Here is a 24,559-nt window from a genome sequence, read left to right as displayed (position 1 = left end):
ATTAAATCTGGCGCGTGATTGTCAGCAAATAGCCTTGCCCCACTGGTTTACTCTTTTGACAATTAATCCACCCTGCCCACAACCCAGCTTTTCTCGGTCAAAATTGTGCGCTTGTTACCCAAAAATTAACGTTGATTTAAACTTTGATTGAGAGAAAAGTGATATACAATTCAATTGTTTACTTGCAAAAAATGGAGTAAAAATAAACAGTGTCACCAGTAACAAAATAATATCCCGCGTCAGTTACAAGATCGATCGCACATTACAAAAAAACCAAAACTCAGGAGTCAATCGCTGATGATGCTAGGAACAACCGAGATCCCGCAATTAAAGCCGCTTTCCGACTCAGAAGTACACAAAATGAACGCCTACTGGCGGGCGGCAAACTACCTATCCGTCGGACAAATCTATCTCCTCGACAACCCCCTACTCAAAGAACCCCTCAAAATCGAACACGTCAAACCGAGACTCCTCGGACATTGGGGAACCACTCCAGGTTTAAACTTCATCTACGTTCACCTCAACCGCATCATCAAAGCCCAAGACCTCAACACCATCTACATCGCAGGCCCTGGACACGGCGGGCCGGGCTTGGTCGCCAACACCTATCTCGAAGGAACTTATACCGAATATTACTCGAACATTTCCCAAGATGAAGAGGGTATCAAACGGCTGTTCAAACAGTTCTCCTTTCCCGGCGGTATCCCTAGCCACGTCGCCCCGGAAACCCCCGGTTCGATTCACGAAGGCGGCGAACTCGGCTACGCCCTCGTCCACGCTTACGGGGCGGCCTTCGACAATCCCGATTTGATTGTGGCGGCCGTTGTCGGCGACGGGGAGGCGGAAACCGGCCCCTTGGCTGCTAGCTGGCACTCTAACAAGTTTCTCAACCCGGTTCGCGACGGGGCAGTGTTGCCGATTTTGCACTTGAATGGCTACAAAATTGCCAATCCAACGCTGTTGGCCCGCATTCCGCGCCAGGAATTGGAAAGTTTGATGGTCGGTTACGGCTACAAACCTTATTGGGTGGAAGGTTCAGACCCGGAAACCATGCACCAGTTGATGGCTGCAACTCTCGATACCGCGATCGGCGAAATTAAGGCGATTCAGGAAAAAGCCCGGACCCAGGGCTATTCCGGCCGTCCCCAGTGGCCGATGATTGTGATGAAAACTCCCAAAGGCTGGACGGGGCCGAAGGAGGTTGACGGTAAGAAAACTGAGGATTATTGGCGATCGCACCAAGTCCCACTTTCGGAAATGGCTTCTAAGCCGGGACACGTCCAACTCCTGGAAGATTGGATGAAAAGCTATAAGCCGGAAGAACTCTTCGACGAAAAGGGCAAGTTAATTCCCGAATTGGCGGAACTCGCACCCAAGGGATCTCGGCGGATGGGGGCAAATCCCCACGCTAACGGCGGCCTGCTGCTGCGAGACTTGAAAATGCCGAAATTTGAAGACTACGCCGTTGACGTGCAAAAACCGGGCACTGTAATGGCAGAAGCCACCCGCGTTTCCGGCCGCTTCCTGCGAGAGGTGATGACACTGAATCAGGAAAACGCCAATTTCCGCATTGTCGGGCCTGACGAGACGGCCTCAAACCGCCTCGATCCGGTGTTTGAAGTGACGAACCGGATGTGGGCGGGGGAAATTTTGCCCGAAGACGACCACATCTCCCCCGACGGCCGGGTGATGGAAGTTCTCAGCGAACATCTATGTCAGGGATGGCTGGAAGGCTATTTGCTGACGGGACGCCACGGCTTTTTCTCTTGCTACGAGGCGTTTATTCACATCATCGATTCGATGTTCAACCAACACGCCAAGTGGTTGAAAACTACTAACGATATTCCTTGGCGCCGACCGATCGCCTCTCTCAACTACCTGCTAACTTCTCACGTTTGGCGGCAAGACCACAACGGTTTTTCTCACCAAGATCCGGGTTTTATCGACCACGTAATTAACAAGAAAGCGGAAGTGGTGCGGATTTATTTGCCGCCGGATGCGAATACTTTGCTGTCTGTAACGGATCACTGTCTCCGCAGCCGCCACTATGTCAACGTGATTATTGCAGGGAAGCAGCCGGCATTGCAGTATTTGGATATGGATGCTGCGATTAAACACTGTACGGCCGGCATCGGTATTTGGGAGTGGGCTAGCAATGATAAAGGCGGCGAACCGGATGTGGTGATGGCTTGCGCGGGTGATGTTCCGACGCTGGAAACTTTGGCTGCTGTTGACATTCTCCGCCGAGATTATCCGGATTTAAAAGTGCGGGTGGTTAATGTGGTGGATTTGATGACGCTGCAACCTGCTAGCGAACATCCCCACGGTTTGTCTGACAAGGATTTTGATACTTTGTTCACGAAAGATAAGCCGGTGATTTTTGCTTTTCACGGCTATCCTTGGCTGATTCACCGCTTGACTTATCGCCGGACAAATCACCCGAATATTCACGTTCGGGGTTACAAGGAAGAGGGAACGACTACGACGCCGTTTGATATGGTGGTGATGAATGACCTCGATCGATTCCATTTAGTTGGAGATGTACTCGATCGCGTTCCGAAACTGAGTTCTGTAGCAGCTTACGGCAAACAAGCTATCCGTGACAAGCTGATCGAACACAGGCACTATATCAACGAACACGGCGATGATATGCCGGAAATCCGCGACTGGAAGTGGCCGCACGCGGGCCCGGTTTCGTCTGAAGGGCCGCAGGAAACGAAGGATGCGGCGGCGGCACCAGATCAAACCGTGCGATCGGGTGCGCCTGGATAGGTGCGATCGCTTCTCGACCTCTGCGTGAATCCGCGTTAATCTATTGTCATCTGCGGTTAACAAATTCTCTTTTTTTAACCGCAGATACAGGCAGATTAACACGGATTCACGCAGATGAGTTAGATTAATTCAACAGGATCGGTAATGCTGAAAGAAATAGAAATCCAAAATTTTAGGTGTTTTGAGCAAATCAAAATTTCTGGGTTTGAAAGAGTCAATTTAATCGGCGGTAAAAATAATGCTGGCAAGACAGCCTTGCTGGAGGCTCTTTTTCTCAATTTTTCTCCAGCTCCTAGAAGTCTGGCAATTCTCAAAGAGGTTAGAAGAGAGGCAGATAAAGCGATAGAAGCTATGCCAGGAGCATTGGACAACTTATTTTACGCACGTAAAAAAGATATTGCTCTAGTAATTATTGGAAAAAATGATAACAATAATACCAAGCGATTAGAAATTAAAAATGTTTTATCTGATTACTACATGAATTGTGAGTTCTTTATAAATGAGGATAGAATTAATCAGTCCTCAACAGTATTTGATGCAACATCTTTAAATGGTTATCGCATTTCTATTGACGAAGCACCGATAGTTCCTCCATTTATCATAATTTCGGGAAGAGAACTTACAGAAGCATTCGATCGCGCGCGCTTAGATGACAAAGATAGCGAAGTTCTGAAAGCTTTTCAAGTTATCGATCCGGCGATCGAATCTGTAGAAAGTTTTTCAATTGGCGAACCCACACTTTATTTGAGAAGAAAAGGCGAAAAACGTTTGCCGCTTTCATTGTTTGGGGATGCTATGAATCGAGTTGCACATATTATGCTTAAACTGATAAACAGTAAATACAACATACTGCTAATCGATGAAATAGAAAATGGCATACACTATACAAGTCAGCGAGAATTTTGGAGAATTTTATTTCGGTTGGCGGTGGAACTGGATACCCAGATTTTTGCCACAACTCACAGTTTAGAAATGTTGCAAGCATTTGCTGATGTCGGTTTAGAATTAGATCGAGAATGCAGCAGTGCCTATTTTGAAATGGCAAAAAAACCGAAAACAGATCGAATCATTGCTATCAGACGCGATTTAGAAACTTTGGATTACGCATTAGAGCATCAGAAAGGAGTGAGAGGTGAGTAATCTTGTCATAGTAGAAAGCAAAAATGATGCAATTTTTATGAAGGCAATGGTTGAATTTCTCAACTGCAACATCCAGATAGAACCACCTATTTATATAGATGATTATGAAAGTTTGGAAGGCTTGAGCGAAACAAAGTTAACAACTACTTTAAAAGCTTTAGAAGCAGACCTGCAAAAAAGAGATATAGAAAAAATCGGGATTATTATCGATCTTGATAACGATTCAGAGGCAGAGCGGCTGAACTTGGTAAATAAATGTATAAAACAGGTATTTGAATCTGAAACTTTGTTAAGCACTAAACAATTTATCGATATTTGTGGAGATAATGGAACAAATGCAAAATTAGCTTGTTACTTTACAAATGTGGGAGGTAAAGGGGAACTGGAAACGCTTTTAAAGGAAATAAAGGCTATACAATCGCCTTATGCTGATTGTTTGAAGAGTTGGCAAACTTGCATAGAAAGTCAGGGAAAGGAAATCAACCAAAAAGAGTTTGATAAATTTTGGGTGAGCATCTATCTCAGGTATGATACTTGCTCAATTCAGGAACAGAAACAAGCTGGAAGGAAATGCAGTATGTCTGGGTTTGATTATGTTATGAAACACAAAAAAGATATTTGGAATTGGGATAATCCTGCTCTCGATGGTTTGAAGGAGTTTTTTACACTCTTTTGCTAACATAGTAAAATTCACACACAATTAACTCATGAGCTTAAAAATCTACTTTGTACGACACGGTGAAACCACTTACAGCAAGACTGGCAGTTTCTGCGGCCATATAGATCCAGAATTAACCCCCGTAGGTTCTCAAATGGCAGAACAGTTTGGCGCCGCTTACGCAAAATTGCCTTGGAATGCTGTTTATGTCAGTCCGATGAAACGCACAATTGCTACTGCAAAACCTTTGTGCGATGCTGTGGGAATTGAAATGCAGCTTCACGACGGACTGAGGGAAATTAATTACGGTGAGTGGGAGGGCAAAACAGTAGAAGAGGTCAAAAAAGAATACGAAGAAGATTATATTAATTGGCTGACTGAACCTGCTTGGAATGCACCGAATGGCGGCGAGACTTCCGTGGAAATTGCTAGCCGATCGTCCTTAGTTATCGCAGAAATTCAGGAAAAGTACAAGAGCGGTAATGTTTTGGTGGTCTCGCACAAAGCAACTATTAGAATTATTCTGTGCAGTCTCTTGGGGATTGATTTGGGACGTTATCGCTATCGCATTGCCGCTTTAGCAGCTTCTGTCAGTATTGTTAAGTTTGACGTGCGCGGGCCGCTGCTGGAGGTTTTGGGCGATCGATCCTACATGGATGAAACTCTCCGCAATTTACCGGGTACTTGAAATTGCGGGTAAGGTGCGCTGGGCGCACCCTACAGTCTGAAACTAAATCGCGCCTATGTAAGACAATCCTAAAATCGTACCCGTTCCCAAAATATGACCGAAGCAGAGACTTCCCACAAGTGCACCCAAACTCAAGCCGCCGACCAAACCCGATGAGGGCGCGGCTGGGCCTGTGTGAGGCTTTTGGATGGTCGATCTGCCGATCGCAATAGCTAAAATATTGCAAAGAATCATAATCAAACCGGTCGTGGGGCTCCACTCTACGGTTCTGGCGACAGTGGCAAGTAAAATTGGTGTAAACATCGATCGGCTCCTTAAACTTTAGTAAATGAAAATCTGCATAGAAGATATATCAAAAAAATGCAACTGTTAGCTACACATTGCATTAATAGTTAATTTTTCGACATTTTTCTTAATAATTTTCCCATGATCTCAAGATTTCTTAATCTGTGCAGGCGGACGAAAGTTTGACAAGACGCGATTTCAATTGCCTAGCGATCGAAAGAACGAATCAACAGGACATAATAAAGCATGAAAATACTGGTGTTAAATGCGGGTTCTAGCAGTCAAAAGAGCTGTCTTTACGAGTTAAACGATGTCCTGCCCGATCGACCTTTGGAACCCCTCTGGTCAGCTCAAATTGATTGGACTCACCAGCAGGGTATAGCAGAGTTGAAAGTCAAAACAACAAAAGGCGATCAACTTGAAGAGGTGTTTGCCTCTGACTCTCGCAAAGATGCTATTTCTCGAATGCTGGAGAGTCTTTGGAGGGGAAGAACTCAAACCATTAACGATTTAAAAGAGATTGATATTGTCGGCCACCGCGTCGTACATGGCGGAGAAGATTATCAGCAAAGTACGTTAATTTCGCCGGATGTTAAAAAGGCGATCGCCCGTTTATCTGTTTTCGCCCCCGTACACAATCCGGTCAACCTCGAAGGTATCGAAGCGATCGAAAAAATCCTCGGAAATGTGCCGCAAGTAGCAGTATTTGATACAGCTTTTCACGCACAATTGCCGCCCGCAGCCTTTGTTTATCCTGGCCCCTATGAATGGTTGGAAAATGGGATTCGGCGCTACGGTTTTCACGGGATTAGCCATCAATATTGCGCGCGTCGGGCCGCCGACATTCTGGGTAAAGATTTGGCAGATTTGCGGTTGATTAGCTGTCATTTGGGCAACGGATGTTCTCTGGCGGCCATTCGCGGTGGCTGGAGTGTTGACACGACGATGGGATTTACGCCTTTGGAAGGTTTGATGATGGGAAGTCGATCGGGTTCGATCGATCCAGGCATTCTCATTCATCTGTTAAAACAATCCGATTTTACTGCTGAGAAACTTGATGGTATTCTCAATCGAAATTCTGGTTTAAAAGGGATTTCAGGGGTGTCTAGCGATCTGCGGCAGATTGGAGATGCGATCGCCCAAGGTAATGAGAGAGCTCAACTTGCATTGGATATTTACATTCACCGTTTGCGCGCGGGAATTGGGGCGATGCTGGCGAGTTTGGGAGGGTTGGATGCTTTGATTTTTACGGCGGGAGTTGGGGAAAATTCGCCTTTTGTGCGGGCTGCCGCTTGCGAAGCTTTTGGATTTATCGGGTTAAAATTGGATGGGGAAAAGAATCAACACTCGCCAGTTGATGAAGATATTGCGACAGTGGATTCAGCGGCGAGAGTTTTGGTAATTCACACGCAGGAGGATTGGGAAATCGCGCGAGAATGCTGGAAACTTTATCACTAACTTATTGTATGAATTCCTTCAACAGCGATCCCCACTCAGCTTCGCAGAAGGGTCAACAATCGCGAACGGCGCAACCGGAATATATCAAATTCATCTGCGTTAATCTGTTTTTATCGGCCCTCATATGCGATTAAAAAAAGAGAATGTATTCACCGCAGATGACAATGGATGGACGCGGATTTACGCAGATAAAGAGAGGTAGAGACGTTTATTCTTCCATTTTCCCTGAAACATCATTACTCTTTCAGCCAGGCTGTGGGTTGATAGTAGCGCCGATTACAAAACTTGCCTGGGGGCGATCGGAATTTCAATAATAAACTCGCTCCCCTCTCCGGGTGTAGAAACGCAAGTCAATTTTCCGCCATGAGAACTCACAACAATCGAGTGAGAAATAGACAATCCCAAACCAGTTCCCGAGCCCACGGGCTTAGTTGTAAAAAATGGATCGAATATCTTGTGCAGCACCTCAGTGCTCATCCCCGGCCCGCTGTCGGCAATTCTAATTATGGCAGAATTCCTGTCTGTCACCTCTGTAGAAATTGTAATCGTAGGCTGTTGATGAGAGTCTTCCGGGCAATCTCTGGCTACCAGGAGAGCATCGATCGCATTTGTCAAAATATTCATAAATACCTGATTCAACTGAGACGCATAACAAGTAATGAGGGGTAGCGTGCTGTAATTTCTAATCACCTCAATTCCCAAACGCCCGCCCTCTTTTCTCAGGCGCGGTTGCAGCAACATCACCGTACTGTCAATGCCTTGATGGATATCTACGGACTTCATTTGCGCTTCGTCGAGGCGCGAGAAATTCCGCAAGCTTAGCACAATATCCCGGATTCTTTCCGCTCCTACTTTCATGGAATCCAGCAGCTTTTGCAAATCCTCGCTCAAAAATTCCAGCTCAATTGTTTCTATTTCTTCTAGAATTTCATCAGCAGGTTCTGGATAGTGCTGCTGGTAAAGCTCAATCAATTTTAGCAAGTCTTTAACGTATTCGCTAGCCGGATTAAGATTGCCGTAGATGAAACTTACAGGATTATTAATTTCGTGAGCTACACCAGCGACCATTTGCCCCAAACTAGACATCTTTTCCGTTTGGATTAATTGAGCTTGAGTTAGTTTAAGTTCGCGCAAAGTTTGTTCTAATCGCTCGTTCTTTTCATTTAACTCCTGCGTCCGCTCTTGCACTTTCTGTTCCACTGAATTGTAAAGCAGAGCATTTTCTAAAGAAATAGCAACTTGGGAAGAGAGCAACCTTAAAACTTCCAATCTGTGGGGAGTAAATGCTCCGACAGTCAAATTGTTTTCTAAATAAAGAATGCCGATCAGTTTGCCTTGATTGATGATTGGAGTACACAAAATAGATTGCAGTTGGTGTTTAGCGATGTAAGGATCGGCTGTGAATAGTCCCTCACCCGCCGCATTGCTCAACACCAAATCCGAGCGAGTTCTTTCCACATAATTAATCACCGTCACAGGTAAATCATGATAGTCTCCAACAGGCGTAAATTCCAGCACAGCTACATCTTCAGCAAATACTGACGCTTTAGCTGAAATCAACAGTTGACCATCTCTGACTAAAATCAGAAAACCTAATTGAGCACCCGCATTTTCTAACGAGATTCTCATCAAAGAAGCCAGCAACTTATCGAGGACAATTTCGCTAGAAATCGCCAGAGATGCTTTCATTACCGTTGCCAAATCCAGCACTCTCGCATCGCTGCCAGTAGAAGTATGAATAGTTGTGGTAGTTTGATTGTTGTTAAAACTTCCGTTGAGCGGTGTCATTTCCCGCAACTGCGGATACTTCTGTTCTAAATCTTCTACTTTGCGAACTGCACCCCAGCGCAAGTAGCACGAGTGAGCTTCGCGCAAGTGAATTTTGGCATATTGATACTTGCCTTTACTCAACCAAAACTTAGCTGCTAGTTCATTAGCTAGCGCTTCATTTTGGACAAACTCATTGTCTTGGGCTAAATTTATAGAAAAATCGTACAGTTCTACAGCTTCTGAATCTTTCTTGGAAATTCTGGCTATTTCTGCTTGTACTAAAAGATACTTGTGCAGAAAATTTTCGGCACAGTTGTCTGCCCAAATTTTCATCTGTTTTTGGTTTTCCTCTAACTTTTCCAAGTATTCCTTTTGCTTGTCTTCTGAAACATTTGGGAAAACGGCGGCTAAAGTTAGAGAAAAGAAAAAATTCCATTCGGTAGCGGGTATCGCTCCGGTAATAAAAGATAGCTGTTTTTCTACTTCAAAAGCTAGTTGTAGCGCTTCGTTGAAGTTGCCGTACCAGTACATTACCTGGCATTTGCGAATCTGATAAAGGCAGAGCGAGTACAAATTTTGATGAGCTTGGCAGTTGTGTACGTATTCAGCTTCGCTGATATCTTCGCTTTCAAATACAAACTTTTCAGAAGTTAGTTTGCTTAGGTTACGGAGGATTAACTCTACTCCTAATAATATATCGGTTACGAGCTGATTTTTGGTTTTTTGGCTGAACTGCAAATACCTGCTCGTATCGACTAGAATTTGCGAGATTTCTTTACCTTGAAAAAATGAGTTAGCTATGCGGTTGGACAGGATATAACCCGCATACTCTAAATCTCCTGATTCTAAAGCTGCTTGATATCCTTCATTGCTGATCGCGTGGGAATCTTTGATGTGATTGAACCAGTAATAAAAAATACTGACCAAGGATGAACAAGCTCTGCATTTCAAGCCGATATTGCCAGATTTTTCGCTGAGATTGAGCGAGAGCAAGCCGAATTGATACGCAGCTTTGTAATCTCCCGAAACTGCGTTTAAGAACATACCGTAGCCAGCATAGCAAAGAGAGGCTTCGGGTACTAAACCGTATTGTAGAGAAAGATTGACTCCTTTTAAAACGCTGACTTTCCACAAGTCGGGATTTTTTAGGTACGCCGATGTCAGCAAGTTGGTAATTAATTTGACGGCAACTTTTTTGTCGGGTACAGTCATTTCGGGGGCGTCAATTAGGGAAGCTATTTCTCTACCTGCTAAAATATTTGTAGCTGCTGCAAATTCTTCGGATATGACTTTTTGTAGCCCATCTAGCGGCAAGTCAATGCCTAGCAAGTCTAAAGCTGTGATTCCGGCTTTAACGGCTTCTTCGTACTTCGCCCGCAGGGTGTACTGCACGATCAGCAGGTTGTAAATTTCTACCTTTTCTAAGGGCGATCGCGCTTTTTCCAACGTTATATTAATAAATTCTTCTGAGTTCTCAAAAAAACCGTTTAAATACTCAACATTTGCCCGCTCCATGTGCAAGGCAAAGGCTAAGTCGTAGTGAGCATCCCAAATATCCTTGCTCAAACCGTCCATGCCGGCGGTCAAATACTGCAAGGCAGCAACATAAGCAGTGGCATCTTTGGCTCTGCGCGCGGCGTCTAAATTCAGTGTTGCCAGTTCAATTAATTCTCGATCGTCTTTAATTAGCGATCGAGCTACATTCAAGTGATCGACTAATTCAAAGATTCTGTCAGCGCGATATTCAGCCGGAGTGTTTTCTAGGATTTGCCTGCCTATTTTCAGGTGAACTGCCTTTTTTTGCGAGTCGTCGATCAGAGCGTAAGCTGCTTGCTGTACGCGATCGTGCAAAAATTTATAATTCAGAATTAATAGCGGAAACAGCACGTAATCTAATGACTTGCTTTCCAATTCCGAAGTTGGCAGTATCAGTCCCGACTTAATCGCTGGCAACAGGTGAGAAAAAGTTTCGGAGGCTTCTTTCTCATTAATTAAAGAAAGAGTATTTAAGTCAAATTCGTTCCCCAAACAAGCCACTAAACGCAAAACTTGCTGCGTTGAACTTGGCAGCTTTCTCAATTTTTGTACCATCAAATCTACTACATTGTCAGTGATAGCGCACTGCTCAATTTGAGTCATATCCCAATGCCAGCCACCCTTGCTCCCCGACTGTGGCGGGTGAAAAACTAGCAGGTTTTCTTGATACAATGTTTGCAGGAATTGATTGACAAAAAAAGGATTGCCATCGGTTTTGCTAATTACCAATTCAGCTAAAGGTTTGACCGATTCTCGATCGCTGTGCAAGGTTTCCGCAATCAAATGAGTTATATTTTCCACCCCCAGCGGCGACAAAGCAATCTGATTAATGATAGCTTCCTGATTTCGCAGTGTCTCCACTGTCATCATTAAAGGATGAGTAGGACTAACTTCATTATCCCGATAAGCGCCAATTAAAAACAGATATTGCGTAGCTTCATCTGTCATCATCAATTCGATTAATTTGAGAGTAGCGGAATCAGCCCACTGCAAATCGTCGAGAAAAATGACCAGCGGATGTTCGGGCTGACAAAATACGCGGATGAAATTTTGAAATACTAAATTAAAGCGATTGAGAGATTCCGTCGGCCCCAATTCAGCTACAGGAGACTGAGCTCCGACAATTAGTTCAACTTCGGGAAGGACATCAATAATAATTTGTCCGTTTTGACCGAAGGAACTGCGGAGTTTGTCGCGCCAAACTGCTAATTGAGCCTCACTTTCAGTTAACAGTTGCCGCACCAATTCTGAAAAAGCGCTGACAACTGCCGAGTAAGGAATAGTCCGCTTGTACTGGTCAAACTTTCCCCAAATAAAATATCCACGCCTGCGGGTAATAGGTTTGTCTAAAATCTTCACCATAGCAGATTTACCTATACCGGAATAACCGGCAATCAGCATCATCTCGCTGCGGGATTTATGCTGTCCTCTCGCGAGGACTGACAAGGGAATTTGTTTTTTCGATTGGCTCTCTTTTTTGATGACAGAAATTTGAGAATCGTCGGTGCGGTAGCCTCGATTATTTGTTGCTGCTACCCGTTCAAATGCCGCTAAAAGAGTTTCAACTTCTCGCTGTCTGCCGTAAAGTTTTTGAGGTATTTGAAATTTGTCGGAAATATCTTGGCTGCCGAGAGGAAACTCAGAAACAACCCCAGATGTTTGCCACTGAAACAGGCAGGATTCCAAATCGGCTTTTAGTCCCCAAGCACTTTGATAGCGCTCTTCAGCGGTTTTTGCTAACAATTTCATCACAATATCTGAAACAGCTTGAGGAATTTCTGGGGCCATTTCAGCGAGAGGTACTGGCTGTTTAGCGATGTGACAGTGAACTAACTCCATGGGATCTGTAGTGGGAAAAGGGAGTTGTCCTGCCAGGATTTCATAGAAGGTCACGCCGAGGGAATAAAAGTCGGTGCGGTAATCCACTACCCGGTTCATTCTGCCGGTTTGTTCGGGCGACATATAGGCTAAAGTGCCTTCTAAAAAATTGGGATTTTTACTCGTTATATTTTCCAGATTGGATGCACTTGAAATGCTGAAATCTATGAGTTTAACTTGTCCTGTAGCAGGATTAAAAACTATATTAGAGGGGTTTATATCTTTATGAATTACATTTTTTCCGTGAATTTCTCCCAAAGTTTCAGCAACTTTGATGGCAGTAGTCAGAAATCCTAAGATGGTAAATTTTTGAGAACCCATAAATATTTTTAAAGATTCCCCGCCAAAATCTTCTAAGATCATTGCCAGACTATTTCTAACCTGTTGCAACTTATACACTTTCACAACTCCGTCCAACAGACTTAAGTTGGCAGTGATCTCATATTCGCGCTTGTATCTATTCAGTTCTTCAGGAGTCGGATAGTCTTCTTTGATAAGTTTGATAATAACAGGTTGGTTGTTCTGCTCGTTGTGGCCGCGGTAAACCAGGGAAGTGCTGCTTTCATAAATGAGAGCGAGAACTGCAACGCCGGGAATTGCCATCATAGTTGGGTTCTCTCAAATTAGGTGTGCTTGGTCAATGTTACAGGACTGACGCGCGGCGGGCTAGAAACCGGGTTTCTTCGTTGCTAGTCGTTGACAAACCCAAGATTTTATCGTGTAAATCGGGTTTCTTTTCGTAAATCCTATGTTATTCTTCATTATCGCTCAAGAGCTATCTTTTGGGATGTGTGGGAAAGCAGGCCTTGACAGGAAAGAGTTACGGCTGACAAAAGCACGCTGGGCTTTCGTCACCTCAGCAGTTAGGTAAACAAGATCACAAATACAGGATTTGTGCAAGGATTTCCTCTAATGCTCGATCGCCATGCTGACAACTAAATCATCTCCGATTCTAAGCAATCGCTTGACTTTCGTGGAGCGTCACCACATCTCGTGAAAATACGCAAGTGCTGAAAGATTTATTTTTTCCGGCGATCGGGCACGAATTGGGGGTGCTTGAAAAAAACCGGGCGGTGCAAATCTTAACTATAATTCGCTACCGAGGCGCGGAGGGAGTTAAGTGTTGCTTCGGAATCTGCAATTTCCTTCAGTTCTATCTATTTTGACCGCTCGATTAACAATACTAACTGGCTGTTTGACCAGAGTAAATTTGACAAAAAATGCAGAATTATTTCACCTTGTCTGTTGCGCGGCAGCGAACCCTACATTAATCAAATTTGCCTAACTCTTAAGAAAATTTTAGGAAAGATTAAGAATTATTGCCATAAAAGCAAGGTCAATTTGTTGGAATTACGGGCCAAATCCTAAGCAGCAAAGGCTTTTGAGCATTTACCACATCTGGAAATCATCAGAAAGTTACTATTTCTAAAGGATTCATCCGGTGAGAAAATCAGAAACAACCTTAAAATTTAGCAGTAATCGCCCGATCGGGCAATTCTCAACCAGCACCAGGAAAAATACCTATGAAATTGGCTTATTGGATGTACGCAGGCCCAGCCCACATCGGCACTTTGCGCGTAGCCACTTCCTTCAAAAACGTCCATGCAATCATGCACGCACCGATTGGAGACGACTATTTTAACGTCATGCGTTCCATGCTGGAGAGGGAACGGGATTTCACCCCGGTGACTACCAGCGTCGTTGACAGACACGTACTGGCCCGGGGTTCGCAGGAACGGGTGGTGGACAACATCACCCGCAAAGACAGAGAAGAACACCCAGATTTAATCGTGCTCACCCCGACTTGCACCTCCAGCATCCTGCAAGAAGACTTGGAAAACTTCGTGGAGCGAGCTCAATTGGATGCCAAAGGCGATGTATTGCTGGCCGATGTTAACCATTACCGCGTCAACGAACTGCAAGCAGCCGATCGCACTTTGGATCAAATCGTCCAATTTTACATTAACAAAGCCCGCAAAAAAGGCGATTTAGTAGAAGCCAAAAGCGAAAAACCATCTGTCAACATTATCGGTATGTCTACGCTGGGTTTCCACAACCAGCACGACTGCACCGAGTTGAAGCGTTTGATGGCTGATTTGGGCATTGAAGTCAACGAAGTTATTCCCGAAGGTGCTTCGGTTCATAACTTGAAAAGACTGCCCCGTGCTTGGTTTAACTTGGTTCCTTATCGGGAATTGGGGATGATGACCGGGGAGTATTTGCAAAAAGAATTCGGCACGCCGATGGTGGATATTACGCCGATGGGTGTGGTGGAAACTGCGCGCTGTATCCGCAAGATTCAGCAAGTTTTGAATGCTCAAGGTGCGGATGTTGATTACGAAAATTTTATTGACCAACAAACTCGATTTGTGTCGCAGGCTGCTTGGTTTTCGCGATCGATCGACTGCCAAAATTTAACCGGCAAAAAAGCCGTCGTATTTGGCGATAATACGCACGCTGCGGCGATGACGAAGATTTTGGCTCGCGAGATGGGAATCCACGTTGTGTGGGCAGGAACCTACTGCAAACACGATGCTGACTGGTTCCGGGAACAGGTAAGCGAGTATTGTGATGAAGTGCTCGTCACCGACGATCACGGGGCGATTGGAGATGCGATCGCCAAAGCGGAACCTTCGGCAATTTTCGGCACCCAAATGGAACGCCACGTAGGTAAGCGGTTGGATATTCCCTGCGGCGTAATTGCTGCACCGATTCACGTCCAAAATTTCCCGATCGGCTACAAGCCATTTTTGGGTTATGAAGGCACGAATCAGTGCGTAGATTTGGTCTACAATTCCTTTACTTTGGGAATGGAAGACCACTTGCTGGAAATCTTCGGCGGCCACGATACCAAGGAAGTGATTACGAAGGGTATTTCGGCTGATTCTGATATGGGTTGGACGAAGGATGGACAGGCTGAGTTGAACAAAATCCCTGGTTTTGTGCGGGGTAAGGTGAAGCGGAATACTGAGAAGTTCGCGCGCGATCGGGGAATTGATAAGATTACCGTTGAGGTGCTGTACGCGGCCAAGGAATCTGTCGGCGCGTAGTTTATTGGTAGGGTGGGCATTTGCCCACCTCACTTAGTAAAATAGAAATGCACTGTCACTTTTCAAACATAGAAAAGTTCTTTATGGCTAATTCTATTGCTTTCCAGACCGCGATCGAATATGTAGAATCTCTGGCAATTGAAGAGCAAGATTTGTTAATTGAATTAATTCAGAAACGGCGAATTGAAAATCGGCGAGTGGAAATTGCTAGCAATGCAAGAGAAGTTTTGAGTGCTTTAAAAGCCGGCACAGCAAAGCGAGGGAACCTTGCACAGTTAAAAGCTGATTTACTGGATGAAGAATGAAAACTCTAGTTTGGAACAACAGTTTTAAACGGGCTTTTAAACGGGTTATCAAGAGAAATCCGCAATTAGGTGAGAAAATCTTTTCGGTTTTGGAGTTCTTAGTGAACGATCCATTTTATCCTCCATTGAAGTCACATAAACTGCGGGGGCAATTAGAAGGACTTTGGGCTTGTTGGGTTGAGTCCGATTGCCGAATTATCTATACTTTTGAGCAAGATAATGAAACGCAAGAGGAATTGATCGTCTTGATTGATATTGGGACGCATGATGAAGTATATTAAGTAACGATCGCCCTTTTCCAACAAGCGTGCGATCGCCCTCACACATCATTTTGACTATCTTCTTGCTCAACTTGCTCAAAATTTACTTTCTTATAAATAGCAGATAGAGGAACTTCTAGCTGAAAGGAATTAAACACTAAAGCCGTATCTTCCTCATCATACTCGCTATACAACCATCTTTTATTCTCGGTTTTAGAATACGGCTCGATTTTGATTTTTGTTTGGTCAATAAGAATGTATTCTATAAAAGACGGAATAGTTTTGTAAAATGTAAACTTGTCAACTCGATCGTAGTTTGTAGTAGACTTTGATAAAACTTCCACAATAACTTGAGGGTTGGTAATCGTGTCAGTGCGGTTGTTGCGGTACTCAGGTATCCCAAAAATTACCATTACATCGGGATAAGTGTACAGTCGCACTTTTGGTATCCACAGACGCACGTCACCGATGAAGACATCATACTCTTGTTCGGGAAGAGCGAAATTTAAAGCAATGTAAACGTTTCCTGCGATCCGATTGTGATTCGTAGATCCGTTTGTCATAGGAATAATTTCCCCGTCGAGATATTCGCTTTTGTACTCTCCTGTTTCTTCCAGTGCTAAATATTGCTCTTCTGTGCAGTAACGTTGCTCGGTTGTTTGCAAAGTGCCTGTCATCTTGATGTTCTCCCGCAAGGATGTTGAACAAATATTTTTTTTGAGTGCGTGAAGCGAAGCTATCCCGGAGGGAATCGCTCACTTAAATGATAACCTGCATTTCCAAAAAAGCGATCGCCCTCATTCCTCCCCGCTTTCTTCTGGCTCATTCTCTGCATCATTTTCCGCCTCAAAATCCACCTTCTCAGAGATATCTGCCAGCGGCACTTCAACTTGAAAGAAATTAAAAACTAGCGCCGCATCCTCGTCCTCGCGATCGCCTGTTAGTGAATAAGTCCTATCAGCAATCGAAAGTGCCAGTTTTTTAATTGTCCGTCGGCTAGTCAGTTGCAGGGAAACTCACAAAAAATATTATTCTCAGTAACGACCTTTCGACTATACATTCAATCCTCTTGTGGGGCGGGCTTCTAGCCTGCCCCTAAAAGCTTATTGAGAATAGTACCCGATCTCAGGGGAAACGGAAATTGCATCCAAGGATTTCCTCCTTGGGGCCAATTGTGAAAACTGTACTGTTCGATCGCCCTAATCAATCCCACTTACCTAGATTAGACGCATCAACATCTTTTAAAGGAATGACTTATGAACTTCACAGCAAGACTCACACAAACCAGCTTACTCGGTTTAATGCTATTTGCCAGCAATCCAGCGGCAACCTTGGCTCTAGGACAATCGAACACAAGCACTGCACCAACAGCGTCTCGCACTCAGTCTCCGATTGAAACCATAGAAATAGCTAATGTATCCACTCCCCAAAAACAGGTGAGAGATTTTTGTGTTCGCAAAAGACAGACACTGGCAAACTATTTCGAGACCAGCAACTTTCGGATTTATCTGTGCTACAACCACGCTCATCAACTATATTACTACGGCGTTAAAAAGAGTAACGGCAGCACGATCGCCCTGCGTGCTCGTACTGAAGAGGGGACTGGTTACGTGGCAAAAAATGGCACCTACGATTACATCGTTACAGGAGCCAGCCTTAGTATTTATAACAAAGGCAAACGCATTCTCGAACAACGAGTGATTCGCTCCCTTTAGTATTTAAATGCGATCGGGCTTTCAAGCCCCGACTTCTTCAAAAAGCCGGGGATCTAACAGAATATCTGGCTTTTCTGCTGAGGCAGACGAAAGTTTGTGTAATTTAACCTCGAACTCAAATGACCGGCGCTTCGCCACATTTGAGTTTGAGGTTAACAGGTTTCAACCGCCGAATAATCTACAAATAAAAAAACCCTCCCCAACAAGGAGAAGGGAGGGTGAAAAGACAGTGATAAATTTAAGTTTTTGCAGAATTAACAATAAGGAGTTACATCTTCGCCACACTCGTCAGCCAAATAACACAAAGCTCGAAAGCGCAGCCCAACCACTTGCTCGTAAAGCGGATTTAACTTGCACAGCGGCGGAATGGATAATAAAGTGCGATCGCCCACCAGAGAAATTTCTACAATATCAGATGAGCCACTATTGCTCTCATGCAAAAAATCATGTCAACCTCTACGAAAAGGGAGGACCCCGGTCTTGTGGCGATCGCCCGGAAAGCCTTAAAATGGTTTACCGAAGCGTCCCCAATTCAGATTTAATCATCCCGCTCTCCTGCACAATTGCGGATGCTGCTTCCCCCAAAATCCTGTGTGCGGCCGTCGTTGGATGAATGCCGTCCCAAAACAAAAATCGATCGGGACTAGCACAAACACCTCCACCCGATAAACACGCACTCGTCACATTAGTCAAGCCGTATTTAGCCGGAGAAGCGATCGCTTCCCGATAAAGCGCATTAGCATCCAGAGTCGCAATTTTTAAGCCAGGATGCTGTTGATTTAATACCTTAACCGCTCGCCTCAAACCCTGATTATGTGCTTGTGTTAATGCAGTCAGCCTTGCAGAATTAGCGGCTGTTCGCGTCGCCGGTAACTGCCCCAAATCTGGTAAATTTGCCAGCAGGATATTTTTGGCACCCACATCAGCAAGAGACGCCATCGCCCTCCCGACATTTTCAACGGGAAGATTCGCATTACTTACCCCCTGCAAATAGTCATTTGCACCCGCCCACAGTACATACAGCGCATGAGGATTTGCCTGTTTTTGGGAGTTAGTCCATGACTGAACTTGAGTTAACAAACCAGGGACAAGGCTATTGCGATCGCTCCCCGTTGTTGCACCTCCATAGGCCAAATTAGTGACTCGTTCAGGCGGCAACTTTAGGCGATCGGCAAGATACTCTACCCAAACCTTACCATTCGAGTAACGCCCTTGAAAGTAAGTCGAACGAGGCGGATATTGACCCCCGCTCGCTCGAAACACCGTTCCCATATCCGAAAGACTGTCCCCAAATACATATAGTTCATTGACAGCCTCAGAACTTTGAGCTGATAGGATGAGTGCAACCATAAAAGATAAAATCCCAATAATTACTGCAAAAAACGTTTTTTTCAACACTTAGTATTAGTTATCTCCTTGAAGCTTTTTATAATTTGTACCGTTATTTACCGAGTTCGTGATTTTGAATTTTAGTCTTAGTGATATTCTTGAAATCGCTTAAATATTTGCATCAATTACTAATATATCAATTTTGTAAAAAAAAATCTGGTAGTAAAACTGAACTTTAATTGCGGTTTGCCTCACTCCACGGCTAAACCTACATAGATTGATGATGTCCTTGAGACTTGTCTAATGGTATCTCGCTCATAGCGCTGTGGCGGGGACAAAACCGTACATATTTTGGGAGATTACCCAATAAAGTTAGGCAAGAGGCGAACCACGAAAACCTTCCAAACAACTACCCTTGAGGTAAAGATCAATAAAAAAATAATGCATTTAAACCTGATTTACTCGACGATCAAGAAATTGAGCGCACTTTTTCTCCCGGAAAGCTTGCACAAAACAAAAACCCTCCCCAACAAGGAGAAGGGAGGGTGAAAAGACAGTGATAAATTTAAGTTTTTGCAGAATTAACAATAAGGAGTTACATCTTCGCCACACTCGTCAGCCAAATAACACAAAGCTCGAAAGCGCAGCCCAACCACTTGCTCGTAAAGCGGATTTAACTTGCACAGTGGCGGAATGGATAATAAAGTGCGATCGCCAATTTTGACTTCTCGCTCAAACGGACACTGGCTGGGAATAAACTTACACAGCAACCGAGCCAACTTTTGACTTTTAATTGCAGTGTTATCAAGCCATTGTTTTAGCGGATCCAATGGGTCAAAGTGTGGCTTTTGACCGTAAGGTTGAGAATTTGTAGCGACATTAACGGCGGTTTCTTGTTTGCCAAACCATACCCAATTTGGCAGAGTTCGGTAGGATACTGTATGCTCAAATACGTTCATTTTGCTCTGTTCCTCTTTTATAACGAGGTGCCAAGAACTCTCTGTAGAGCTTGTGCGATCTTATCTACAATCAGTATCTACAGCATCTCGTTTTGCTTTACCGGATTGAACTTCTTAAATTAATGACTTAGGACGAGAAAAGTAGTTCCTGATTTTTTTTAGACCTGGTGTGCGATCTAAAAAGTGTCCTCATTTCAAGCCCAACAATTGATTGATAGGGTAAAAATTCTGTCTTCTACGTTTTAGCTTCAACCTTCGGTTGACTCTCCTTTTGTAGTTCAATTACAATTGTGACGCATCGACGTGAATTATCCTATACGTGAAAATGCGGAACTTTTAATAAAACTTATAATATTTCTAAATAAGCTCTGCTGCAAACAACCCTGAAACCCCGCCGCAACTATCTTTGCTCGCGATCGCTCAGAAACTTCTACAATGAAAAATAATCGATATCACCGCCCTCACCACCCATGAGTAACCCAGAAACCAAAGCTATCACCCGCGAATTGCAAAGCCACGCCGCCATTCTCGGCGGCTTCGTCTCCCTCCTCTGGATTATCGAAATTGTCGATGTATTCCTGTTCCGAGGCAGGCTGAATGCCTACGGAGTCCGCCCCCGCAGCCTCGACGGACTTCAAGGCATCCTGTTGATGCCTTTTCTGCACGGCAGTTTTGCTCACTTAGCCGCCAATACCCTCCCTTTAGTGACATTGGGTTGGTTGATAATGCTGCGAGAAATTAGCGACTTTTTTATCGTGAGTGCCGTCACTGTGCTAGTCAGCGGATTCGGAGTTTGGCTGACTGGCGCCCCCTATTCCGTTCACATTGGTGCCAGCGGATTAATCTTTGGTTACTTCGGCTTCTTGCTGCTGCGGGGCTATTTTGAACGCAGCTTTACATCTATTTTGGTATCTTTAATTGTCGGTTTCTTCTACGGCAGTTTAATTTGGGGAGTTTTGCCCTCGCAGCCGGGAGTTTCCTGGCAAGCGCATTTCTTTGGCTTTGTCGGCGGGGTATTAACAGCTCAACTTTTGGGGCGGCAGAAACGGCAGATTAACTAGGATTAAGACGTAGGGTGAATGATATCATCACCTTGGTTTCTTACCCCGAAATTATCTGAAAGCGTAGGTTTTTTGTCAATAAACCTGGTTTATTGTGTAACAATTTCGTCCCGGATAGCAAGACTAACTGCTGACCAATAATTCAACGCGGGCCGGCAAGCACACAGTAAAAACCGAACCGCAACCTAACTCGCTTTCAACGTGCATATCGCCACCCATCATCACGCAAAAGTGACGGCTAATAGTCAATCCCAAACCCGTGCCGCCATACTTGCGCGTAGTTGAGGCGTCGCCCTGCATAAACGCTTGAAATAAATACTGCAATTGTTCGGGGGGAATCCCAATGCCCGTATCAGTTACGCGGAAAATTATTGAGTCGGAAGGTTCTGCTATTTCTTGACTTGTTAATGTGTCATGTTTAATTCTTTCAATACAGAGGCTAATAGTGCCTTGTTCCGTAAATTTGGCTGCATTGCTCAGCAGGTTGAGCAATATTTGACGAGTTTTGGTAATGTCCGCATACATCATTCCCAAGTCGTCAGCACAATAAACTTCAAACTTATTAGAATTTTTATCTATCAAGGGTTTGACAGTAGAAACTACCTCGTCAATTAAATTAACCGGGTTGAAAGCTTCTAAGTAAAGTTCCATCCGCCCCGCTTCTATCTTAGAAATATCTAGAATGTCGCTAATTAAAGAAAGCAAGTGTTTGCCCGCTGTTTGAATTTTGTGCAAGTCTGGGATAAAATCTTCGCAGCCTAAATCCTCGGCGTCTTCTTTGAGCATATCGCTGTAACCAATAATCGCGTTGAGGGGAGTTCGCAATTCGTGGCTCATATTAGCTAAAAAGGCGCTTTTGGCTTGGTTTGCAGCTTGAGCGGTTTGAGCGACTTTTTGGAATTCTTCTGCTAATTTGCGCTGGGTAATATCTTCAGCAATACCGACTATGCGGTAAATTTCCCCTGCTTCGTTGCGGACTGGAAAAGCCCGATCGCGCACCCAGCAAACTGAACCGTCCGAGCGCACTACCCGATACTCCTCATCATAATCGCCCCGCACCTGTTTCTCAAAAGCAGCCTTGACGCGATCGAGATCCTCCGGGTGAATAGCATCCCAAAAAGCCTCCGGTTCTGACTGCAAACTTTGACAGCTCAAATTCCATATTTTTTCGCAAGCAGGGCTGACATAAACTAGCTGTTTTTGATTGGGTTCTCTAATCCAAAATACCTCATGAATATTTTCTGCCAACTGGCGAAACCGCTCCTCGCTAGCCCGTAACTTCTCCACAGCACTGTGAAATTCTGTCACATCCTGAATCAGCGATGCCACCCCAATGATGCTGCCGTCAGCATCAACCAAAGTCGTATTGTACCACTCACACAAAATAATTTTGCCGTCCTTTCTGATGTTCTCGTTAAGGCTGGTAACTCCTCCTTGATTAGTGAGCAAAGTTATAGATAGTTGCCTGACATACTCCTTAGCAATTTCAGGAACTATGAGATCGACTCCGTGGCGTCCCATAGCTTCCAAGCGGTTGTATCCAAAAATTCTTTCCGCTGACAAATTCCATTCCGCTACTTCAAAGTTGAGATCCCATTCAATCGCTCCCAAAGGAGTTTGGTGAAGATGGAGAGCCAGTTTTTGCTGCGAGTTTTTTAGAGAAATAATTAATTGATTTTTGTCGGTGATCGCAGATTCTACCCGATCTTCGAGTGTAGTAAACGACTCTTCCAATTGATCTGCCATCATATTAAAAGAGCGAGCCAGGACACCGACCTCATCCTCCCGCTCTACAGACGCCATCAACCGGGAATCTACCACCATCCCGTCCCATTCTCCCCGGGACAAAGCATCCGCAGCCTTGCTCAGACGCCGAATCGGTACAACAATCCACCTAGAAGTCAGAGCGCCAATCGCCGTTGCCAGCACCAAAGCACCCAGACACATCACCACAGTATACCGAGTGTTGGCATTAATCCTTTCCATAAAATCGGCTTCAGGAACTGTCACCACAATCAACCAGTCGAGGCCCCTGCTGTCTAAAAGTGGCGTCACCTGTAGAAATTGCCGTTGACCGTCGATCGTAAAATCTAACTGGCGAGATCTGTCAATTTTGTGCAAATCCCCGAAACGTTCTGTCAAATAGCGGGCGGTTGATCGAATTAGAACATTCTTGCTGCTGGCTGCCACAATCCGTTTCGCAACACCATTGCTAACAATAAATGGCGGTTCCCGAGTAGAATTTGCCACCAATTGCCCCGACCTTTCTACAATAAAAGTCTGTCCTGCTTTGCCAATTTTTAGAGTTTCTAAGAATTGATTGAGCTTGGAAAGTGCCAAGTCAGAACCCAGGACTCCTATCAGTTTTCCATCATCGCCATAGACTGGTTGAGCAGCCGTAATCGCTAGTTTTGGAGCATCAAAATAAGTATAAATTTTACTCCAAGTCGGTTTGCCTGCCCGCACCGGAGCTATATACCAAGGTCTGATGCGGGGGTCGTAGTTGAGAGTAGTTTTTAATAGCTTGGTTGGTTCTCCGAACTCCGACGGCGCGTAGCTGTAAAAGTTATAGCCGGTAGATTGATTGGAAATCTGAACTTGCAACTTGCCGTCGTCTAGGCGTTCAACTCCAATAAAATCTTTTTGTTCGGAGGCGAATTGAATGTAGCTAATTTTATCAAAGGTTGTGATTTGTTTGGAGAAGTAGCGTTGCAAATTATCAGCATCCTGCACGTTCAAAATGCCGAGACGGATGGCATCGAGATTGAGCTGATTGATTTGGTGGGGTGTTTTGATGTAAGTATCAATATGTTGCTGGATACGCGATGTGACTTCGGCCCGCAGTTGTGCGGCAACATCGTTGACGGCTATGCGTCCGTTCCGCAGCGACAGCCACCCCGTCAACCCTACCGCAGCGAAAGTCTGGAGGGCAAAAGGCACAACAAGGACGATGCGAATTGGCACTTTGCCCGACATTTTTAAAATCGGGTCGGTCAGATATTTGATTGGCATGGTAAAGCAGAACTATTATGAACCCACAACATTCCGGTCAAGTACAACTTGATGAGCGCAGGTTTTGAAGTGGAGAGGGTTTTAGTAGGCAAAGTGCTGTTAATAACTCGGAATCTGCCGCTGGCAACTGAATTTTTAACGACTGCCACCGCCATCTTAGCGCGCTCGTCCGCTTTGAGAACAGGGGCGATCGAGATGAATGCAGTATCAATCCTGGACTCACTCTACACGCTCATACTATTATAGATTTGAGATTAAAGAATTAAAGAATTGGGAAAGACTGGTTCTGTAAGGGTTTAGAATTTGCCTGCTTTTGCATTTTTTTTTTGAACAGGTATCTGAAACCTAGTTTTTTTAGCGTTTGGGCGGTCTACAACGAACTATTTTCGTGAAAAAAAATCGATAGATAGCCACCCGTGCGTCCAGCACTAACTATTTTTCCACTCCTGACGCGCGCTAATCAAACCAATCGAGTTTTTGGTTGACTCATGCCTGAAATGACGTATTTTGCCGTTTCAACCCGGTTGCTGCGTCAGTTCTATTTGACCGATAGCGCGATCGCAAGTTATAAGTTTTGACAGGAAATTTAATTGATATCTCCACAAGCAATACTCCGGACAGTTTTTAAAGAGGGATGCGATGCCTTCGGCAAGCAACGCTTACGCAATACAGCAGAGAAGTGA

General features: G+C 44.6%; 17 protein-coding genes and 1 pseudogene. 11 read left to right on the top strand and 7 right to left on the bottom strand.

The annotated features are described in order from the left end of the window. Positions 1-297: 297 nt before the first annotated feature. The 4 genes from QUA04_RS22045 (at position 298) to QUA04_RS22030 (ending at position 5,258) form a co-directional block, all read left to right on the top strand. On the top strand, positions 298-2,772 hold the full coding sequence (locus QUA04_RS22045; protein WP_333260698.1) for a phosphoketolase family protein: 2,475 nt from the start codon (positions 298-300) through the stop codon (positions 2,770-2,772). Between the two features lie 144 nt (positions 2,773-2,916). Beyond that, positions 2,917-3,912 carry an AAA family ATPase gene (locus tag QUA04_RS22040; protein WP_333260695.1) on the top strand — a complete coding sequence of 332 codons (996 nt, stop codon included), beginning with the start codon at positions 2,917-2,919 and terminating at the stop codon, positions 3,910-3,912. Next, positions 3,905-4,591, top strand: a complete 687-nt coding sequence (locus QUA04_RS22035; RefSeq protein WP_333260692.1) for a DUF3226 domain-containing protein — start codon at positions 3,905-3,907, stop codon at positions 4,589-4,591. The genes QUA04_RS22040 and QUA04_RS22035 overlap by 8 nt, the downstream gene beginning before the upstream one ends. Before the next feature lie 28 nt (positions 4,592-4,619). Then, complete coding sequence (locus tag QUA04_RS22030) at positions 4,620-5,258, top strand: histidine phosphatase family protein (protein WP_333260689.1); 639 nt, start codon at positions 4,620-4,622, stop codon at positions 5,256-5,258. A 42-nt stretch (positions 5,259-5,300) separates the two neighbouring features. On the opposite strand, the gene psaK is transcribed toward QUA04_RS22030, so the two are convergent. Further along, entirely contained in the window at positions 5,301-5,561 is a 261-nt protein-coding gene (gene psaK, locus QUA04_RS22025) for a photosystem I reaction center subunit PsaK (protein WP_333050587.1), read from the bottom strand. 228 nt (positions 5,562-5,789) lie between these two features. Between psaK and QUA04_RS22020 the strand changes: the two genes are divergently transcribed. Continuing rightward, entirely contained in the window at positions 5,790-7,001 is a 1,212-nt protein-coding gene (locus QUA04_RS22020) for an acetate kinase (RefSeq protein WP_333260686.1), read from the top strand. A gap of 276 nt (positions 7,002-7,277) precedes the next feature. Here QUA04_RS22020 and QUA04_RS22015 read toward each other — a convergent pair whose 3' ends face one another. After that, complete coding sequence (locus QUA04_RS22015) at positions 7,278-12,791, bottom strand: AAA family ATPase (protein WP_333260684.1); 5,514 nt, start codon at positions 12,789-12,791, stop codon at positions 7,278-7,280. 917 nt (positions 12,792-13,708) lie between these two features. Between QUA04_RS22015 and bchB the strand changes: the two genes are divergently transcribed. The 3 genes from bchB (at position 13,709) to QUA04_RS22000 (ending at position 15,821) form a co-directional block, all read left to right on the top strand. Continuing rightward, complete coding sequence (gene bchB / locus QUA04_RS22010; RefSeq protein ID WP_242723164.1) at positions 13,709-15,235, top strand: ferredoxin:protochlorophyllide reductase (ATP-dependent) subunit B; 1,527 nt, start codon at positions 13,709-13,711, stop codon at positions 15,233-15,235. A gap of 83 nt (positions 15,236-15,318) precedes the next feature. Continuing rightward, positions 15,319-15,540, top strand: coding sequence for a hypothetical protein (locus tag QUA04_RS22005; protein WP_190741770.1), 222 nt, complete (start codon positions 15,319-15,321; stop codon positions 15,538-15,540). After that, positions 15,537-15,821 (top strand): type II toxin-antitoxin system mRNA interferase toxin, RelE/StbE family, encoded by a 285-nt coding sequence (locus QUA04_RS22000; RefSeq protein ID WP_333260679.1) that lies wholly within the window; start codon positions 15,537-15,539, stop codon positions 15,819-15,821. The genes QUA04_RS22005 and QUA04_RS22000 overlap by 4 nt, the downstream gene beginning before the upstream one ends. A 38-nt stretch (positions 15,822-15,859) precedes the next feature. Here the strand turns inward: QUA04_RS22000 and QUA04_RS21995 are convergent, their stop codons facing one another. Further along, positions 15,860-16,477 (bottom strand): Uma2 family endonuclease, encoded by a 618-nt coding sequence (locus QUA04_RS21995; RefSeq protein ID WP_333260676.1) that lies wholly within the window; start codon positions 16,475-16,477, stop codon positions 15,860-15,862. Between the two features lie 579 nt (positions 16,478-17,056). Between QUA04_RS21995 and QUA04_RS21990 the strand changes: the two genes are divergently transcribed. Beyond that, positions 17,057-17,515, top strand: a complete 459-nt coding sequence (locus tag QUA04_RS21990) for a hypothetical protein (RefSeq protein WP_333260674.1) — start codon at positions 17,057-17,059, stop codon at positions 17,513-17,515. A 254-nt stretch (positions 17,516-17,769) separates the two neighbouring features. On the opposite strand, the pseudogene QUA04_RS21985 reads toward QUA04_RS21990, so the two are convergent. The 3 genes and pseudogenes from QUA04_RS21985 to QUA04_RS21975 form a co-directional block, all read right to left on the bottom strand. Continuing rightward, positions 17,770-17,904, bottom strand: a pseudogene (locus QUA04_RS21985) (Mo-dependent nitrogenase C-terminal domain-containing protein); the annotation flags it as partial. A 124-nt stretch (positions 17,905-18,028) separates the two neighbouring features. Continuing rightward, positions 18,029-18,865, bottom strand: coding sequence for an SGNH/GDSL hydrolase family protein (locus tag QUA04_RS21980; RefSeq protein WP_333260671.1), 837 nt, complete (start codon positions 18,863-18,865; stop codon positions 18,029-18,031). 560 nt (positions 18,866-19,425) lie between these two features. Beyond that, positions 19,426-19,803, bottom strand: coding sequence for a Mo-dependent nitrogenase C-terminal domain-containing protein (locus QUA04_RS21975; RefSeq protein ID WP_333260668.1), 378 nt, complete (start codon positions 19,801-19,803; stop codon positions 19,426-19,428). Positions 19,804-20,273: 470 nt separating this feature from the next. Here QUA04_RS21975 and QUA04_RS21970 point away from each other — a divergent pair, with 470 nt between their 5' ends. Then, positions 20,274-20,864 (top strand): rhomboid family intramembrane serine protease, encoded by a 591-nt coding sequence (locus tag QUA04_RS21970; protein ID WP_333260665.1) that lies wholly within the window; start codon positions 20,274-20,276, stop codon positions 20,862-20,864. A 123-nt stretch (positions 20,865-20,987) separates the two neighbouring features. Here the strand turns inward: QUA04_RS21970 and QUA04_RS21965 are convergent, their stop codons facing one another. Then, a complete protein-coding gene (locus QUA04_RS21965) occupies positions 20,988-23,876 on the bottom strand; it encodes a PAS domain S-box protein (RefSeq protein WP_333260662.1) in 2,889 nt (962 codons plus the stop codon). A 51-nt stretch (positions 23,877-23,927) separates the two neighbouring features. Here QUA04_RS21965 and QUA04_RS21960 point away from each other — a divergent pair, with 51 nt between their 5' ends. After that, entirely contained in the window at positions 23,928-24,122 is a 195-nt protein-coding gene (locus QUA04_RS21960; protein WP_333260659.1) for a hypothetical protein, read from the top strand. Positions 24,123-24,559 lie beyond the last annotated feature (437 nt).

It is taken from the genome of Microcoleus sp. S13_C5, from assembly GCF_036700845.1.
Lineage (GTDB): Bacteria > Cyanobacteriota > Cyanobacteriia > Cyanobacteriales > Microcoleaceae > Microcoleus.
The sequence above is the reverse complement of the archived record's forward strand: the minus strand, read 5'-3'. Positions and strand labels throughout refer to the sequence as shown.

Bases quoted from the DNA above. Each gene is read 5' to 3' on its own strand.
- QUA04_RS21965 (WP_333260662.1), bottom strand. From the start codon at position 23,876: ATGCCAATCAAATATCTGACCGACCCGATTTTAAAAATGTCGGGCAAA.
- QUA04_RS21990 (WP_333260674.1), top strand. From the start codon at position 17,057: ATGAACTTCACAGCAAGACTCACACAAACCAGCTTACTCGGTTTAATG.
- QUA04_RS22005 (WP_190741770.1), top strand. From the start codon at position 15,319: ATGGCTAATTCTATTGCTTTCCAGACCGCGATCGAATATGTAGAATCT.
- psaK (WP_333050587.1), bottom strand. From the start codon at position 5,561: ATGTTTACACCAATTTTACTTGCCACTGTCGCCAGAACCGTAGAGTGG.
- QUA04_RS21960 (WP_333260659.1), top strand. From the start codon at position 23,928: ATGAGCGCAGGTTTTGAAGTGGAGAGGGTTTTAGTAGGCAAAGTGCTG.
- QUA04_RS22020 (WP_333260686.1), top strand. From the start codon at position 5,790: ATGAAAATACTGGTGTTAAATGCGGGTTCTAGCAGTCAAAAGAGCTGT.
- QUA04_RS22015 (WP_333260684.1), bottom strand. From the start codon at position 12,791: ATGATGGCAATTCCCGGCGTTGCAGTTCTCGCTCTCATTTATGAAAGC.
- QUA04_RS21970 (WP_333260665.1), top strand. From the start codon at position 20,274: ATGAGTAACCCAGAAACCAAAGCTATCACCCGCGAATTGCAAAGCCAC.
- QUA04_RS22045 (WP_333260698.1), top strand. From the start codon at position 298: ATGATGCTAGGAACAACCGAGATCCCGCAATTAAAGCCGCTTTCCGAC.
- QUA04_RS22000 (WP_333260679.1), top strand. From the start codon at position 15,537: ATGAAAACTCTAGTTTGGAACAACAGTTTTAAACGGGCTTTTAAACGG.
- QUA04_RS21995 (WP_333260676.1), bottom strand. From the start codon at position 16,477: ATGACAGGCACTTTGCAAACAACCGAGCAACGTTACTGCACAGAAGAG.
- QUA04_RS22030 (WP_333260689.1), top strand. From the start codon at position 4,620: ATGAGCTTAAAAATCTACTTTGTACGACACGGTGAAACCACTTACAGC.
- QUA04_RS22040 (WP_333260695.1), top strand. From the start codon at position 2,917: ATGCTGAAAGAAATAGAAATCCAAAATTTTAGGTGTTTTGAGCAAATC.
- bchB (WP_242723164.1), top strand. From the start codon at position 13,709: ATGAAATTGGCTTATTGGATGTACGCAGGCCCAGCCCACATCGGCACT.
- QUA04_RS21980 (WP_333260671.1), bottom strand. From the start codon at position 18,865: ATGGTTGCACTCATCCTATCAGCTCAAAGTTCTGAGGCTGTCAATGAA.
- QUA04_RS21975 (WP_333260668.1), bottom strand. From the start codon at position 19,803: ATGAACGTATTTGAGCATACAGTATCCTACCGAACTCTGCCAAATTGG.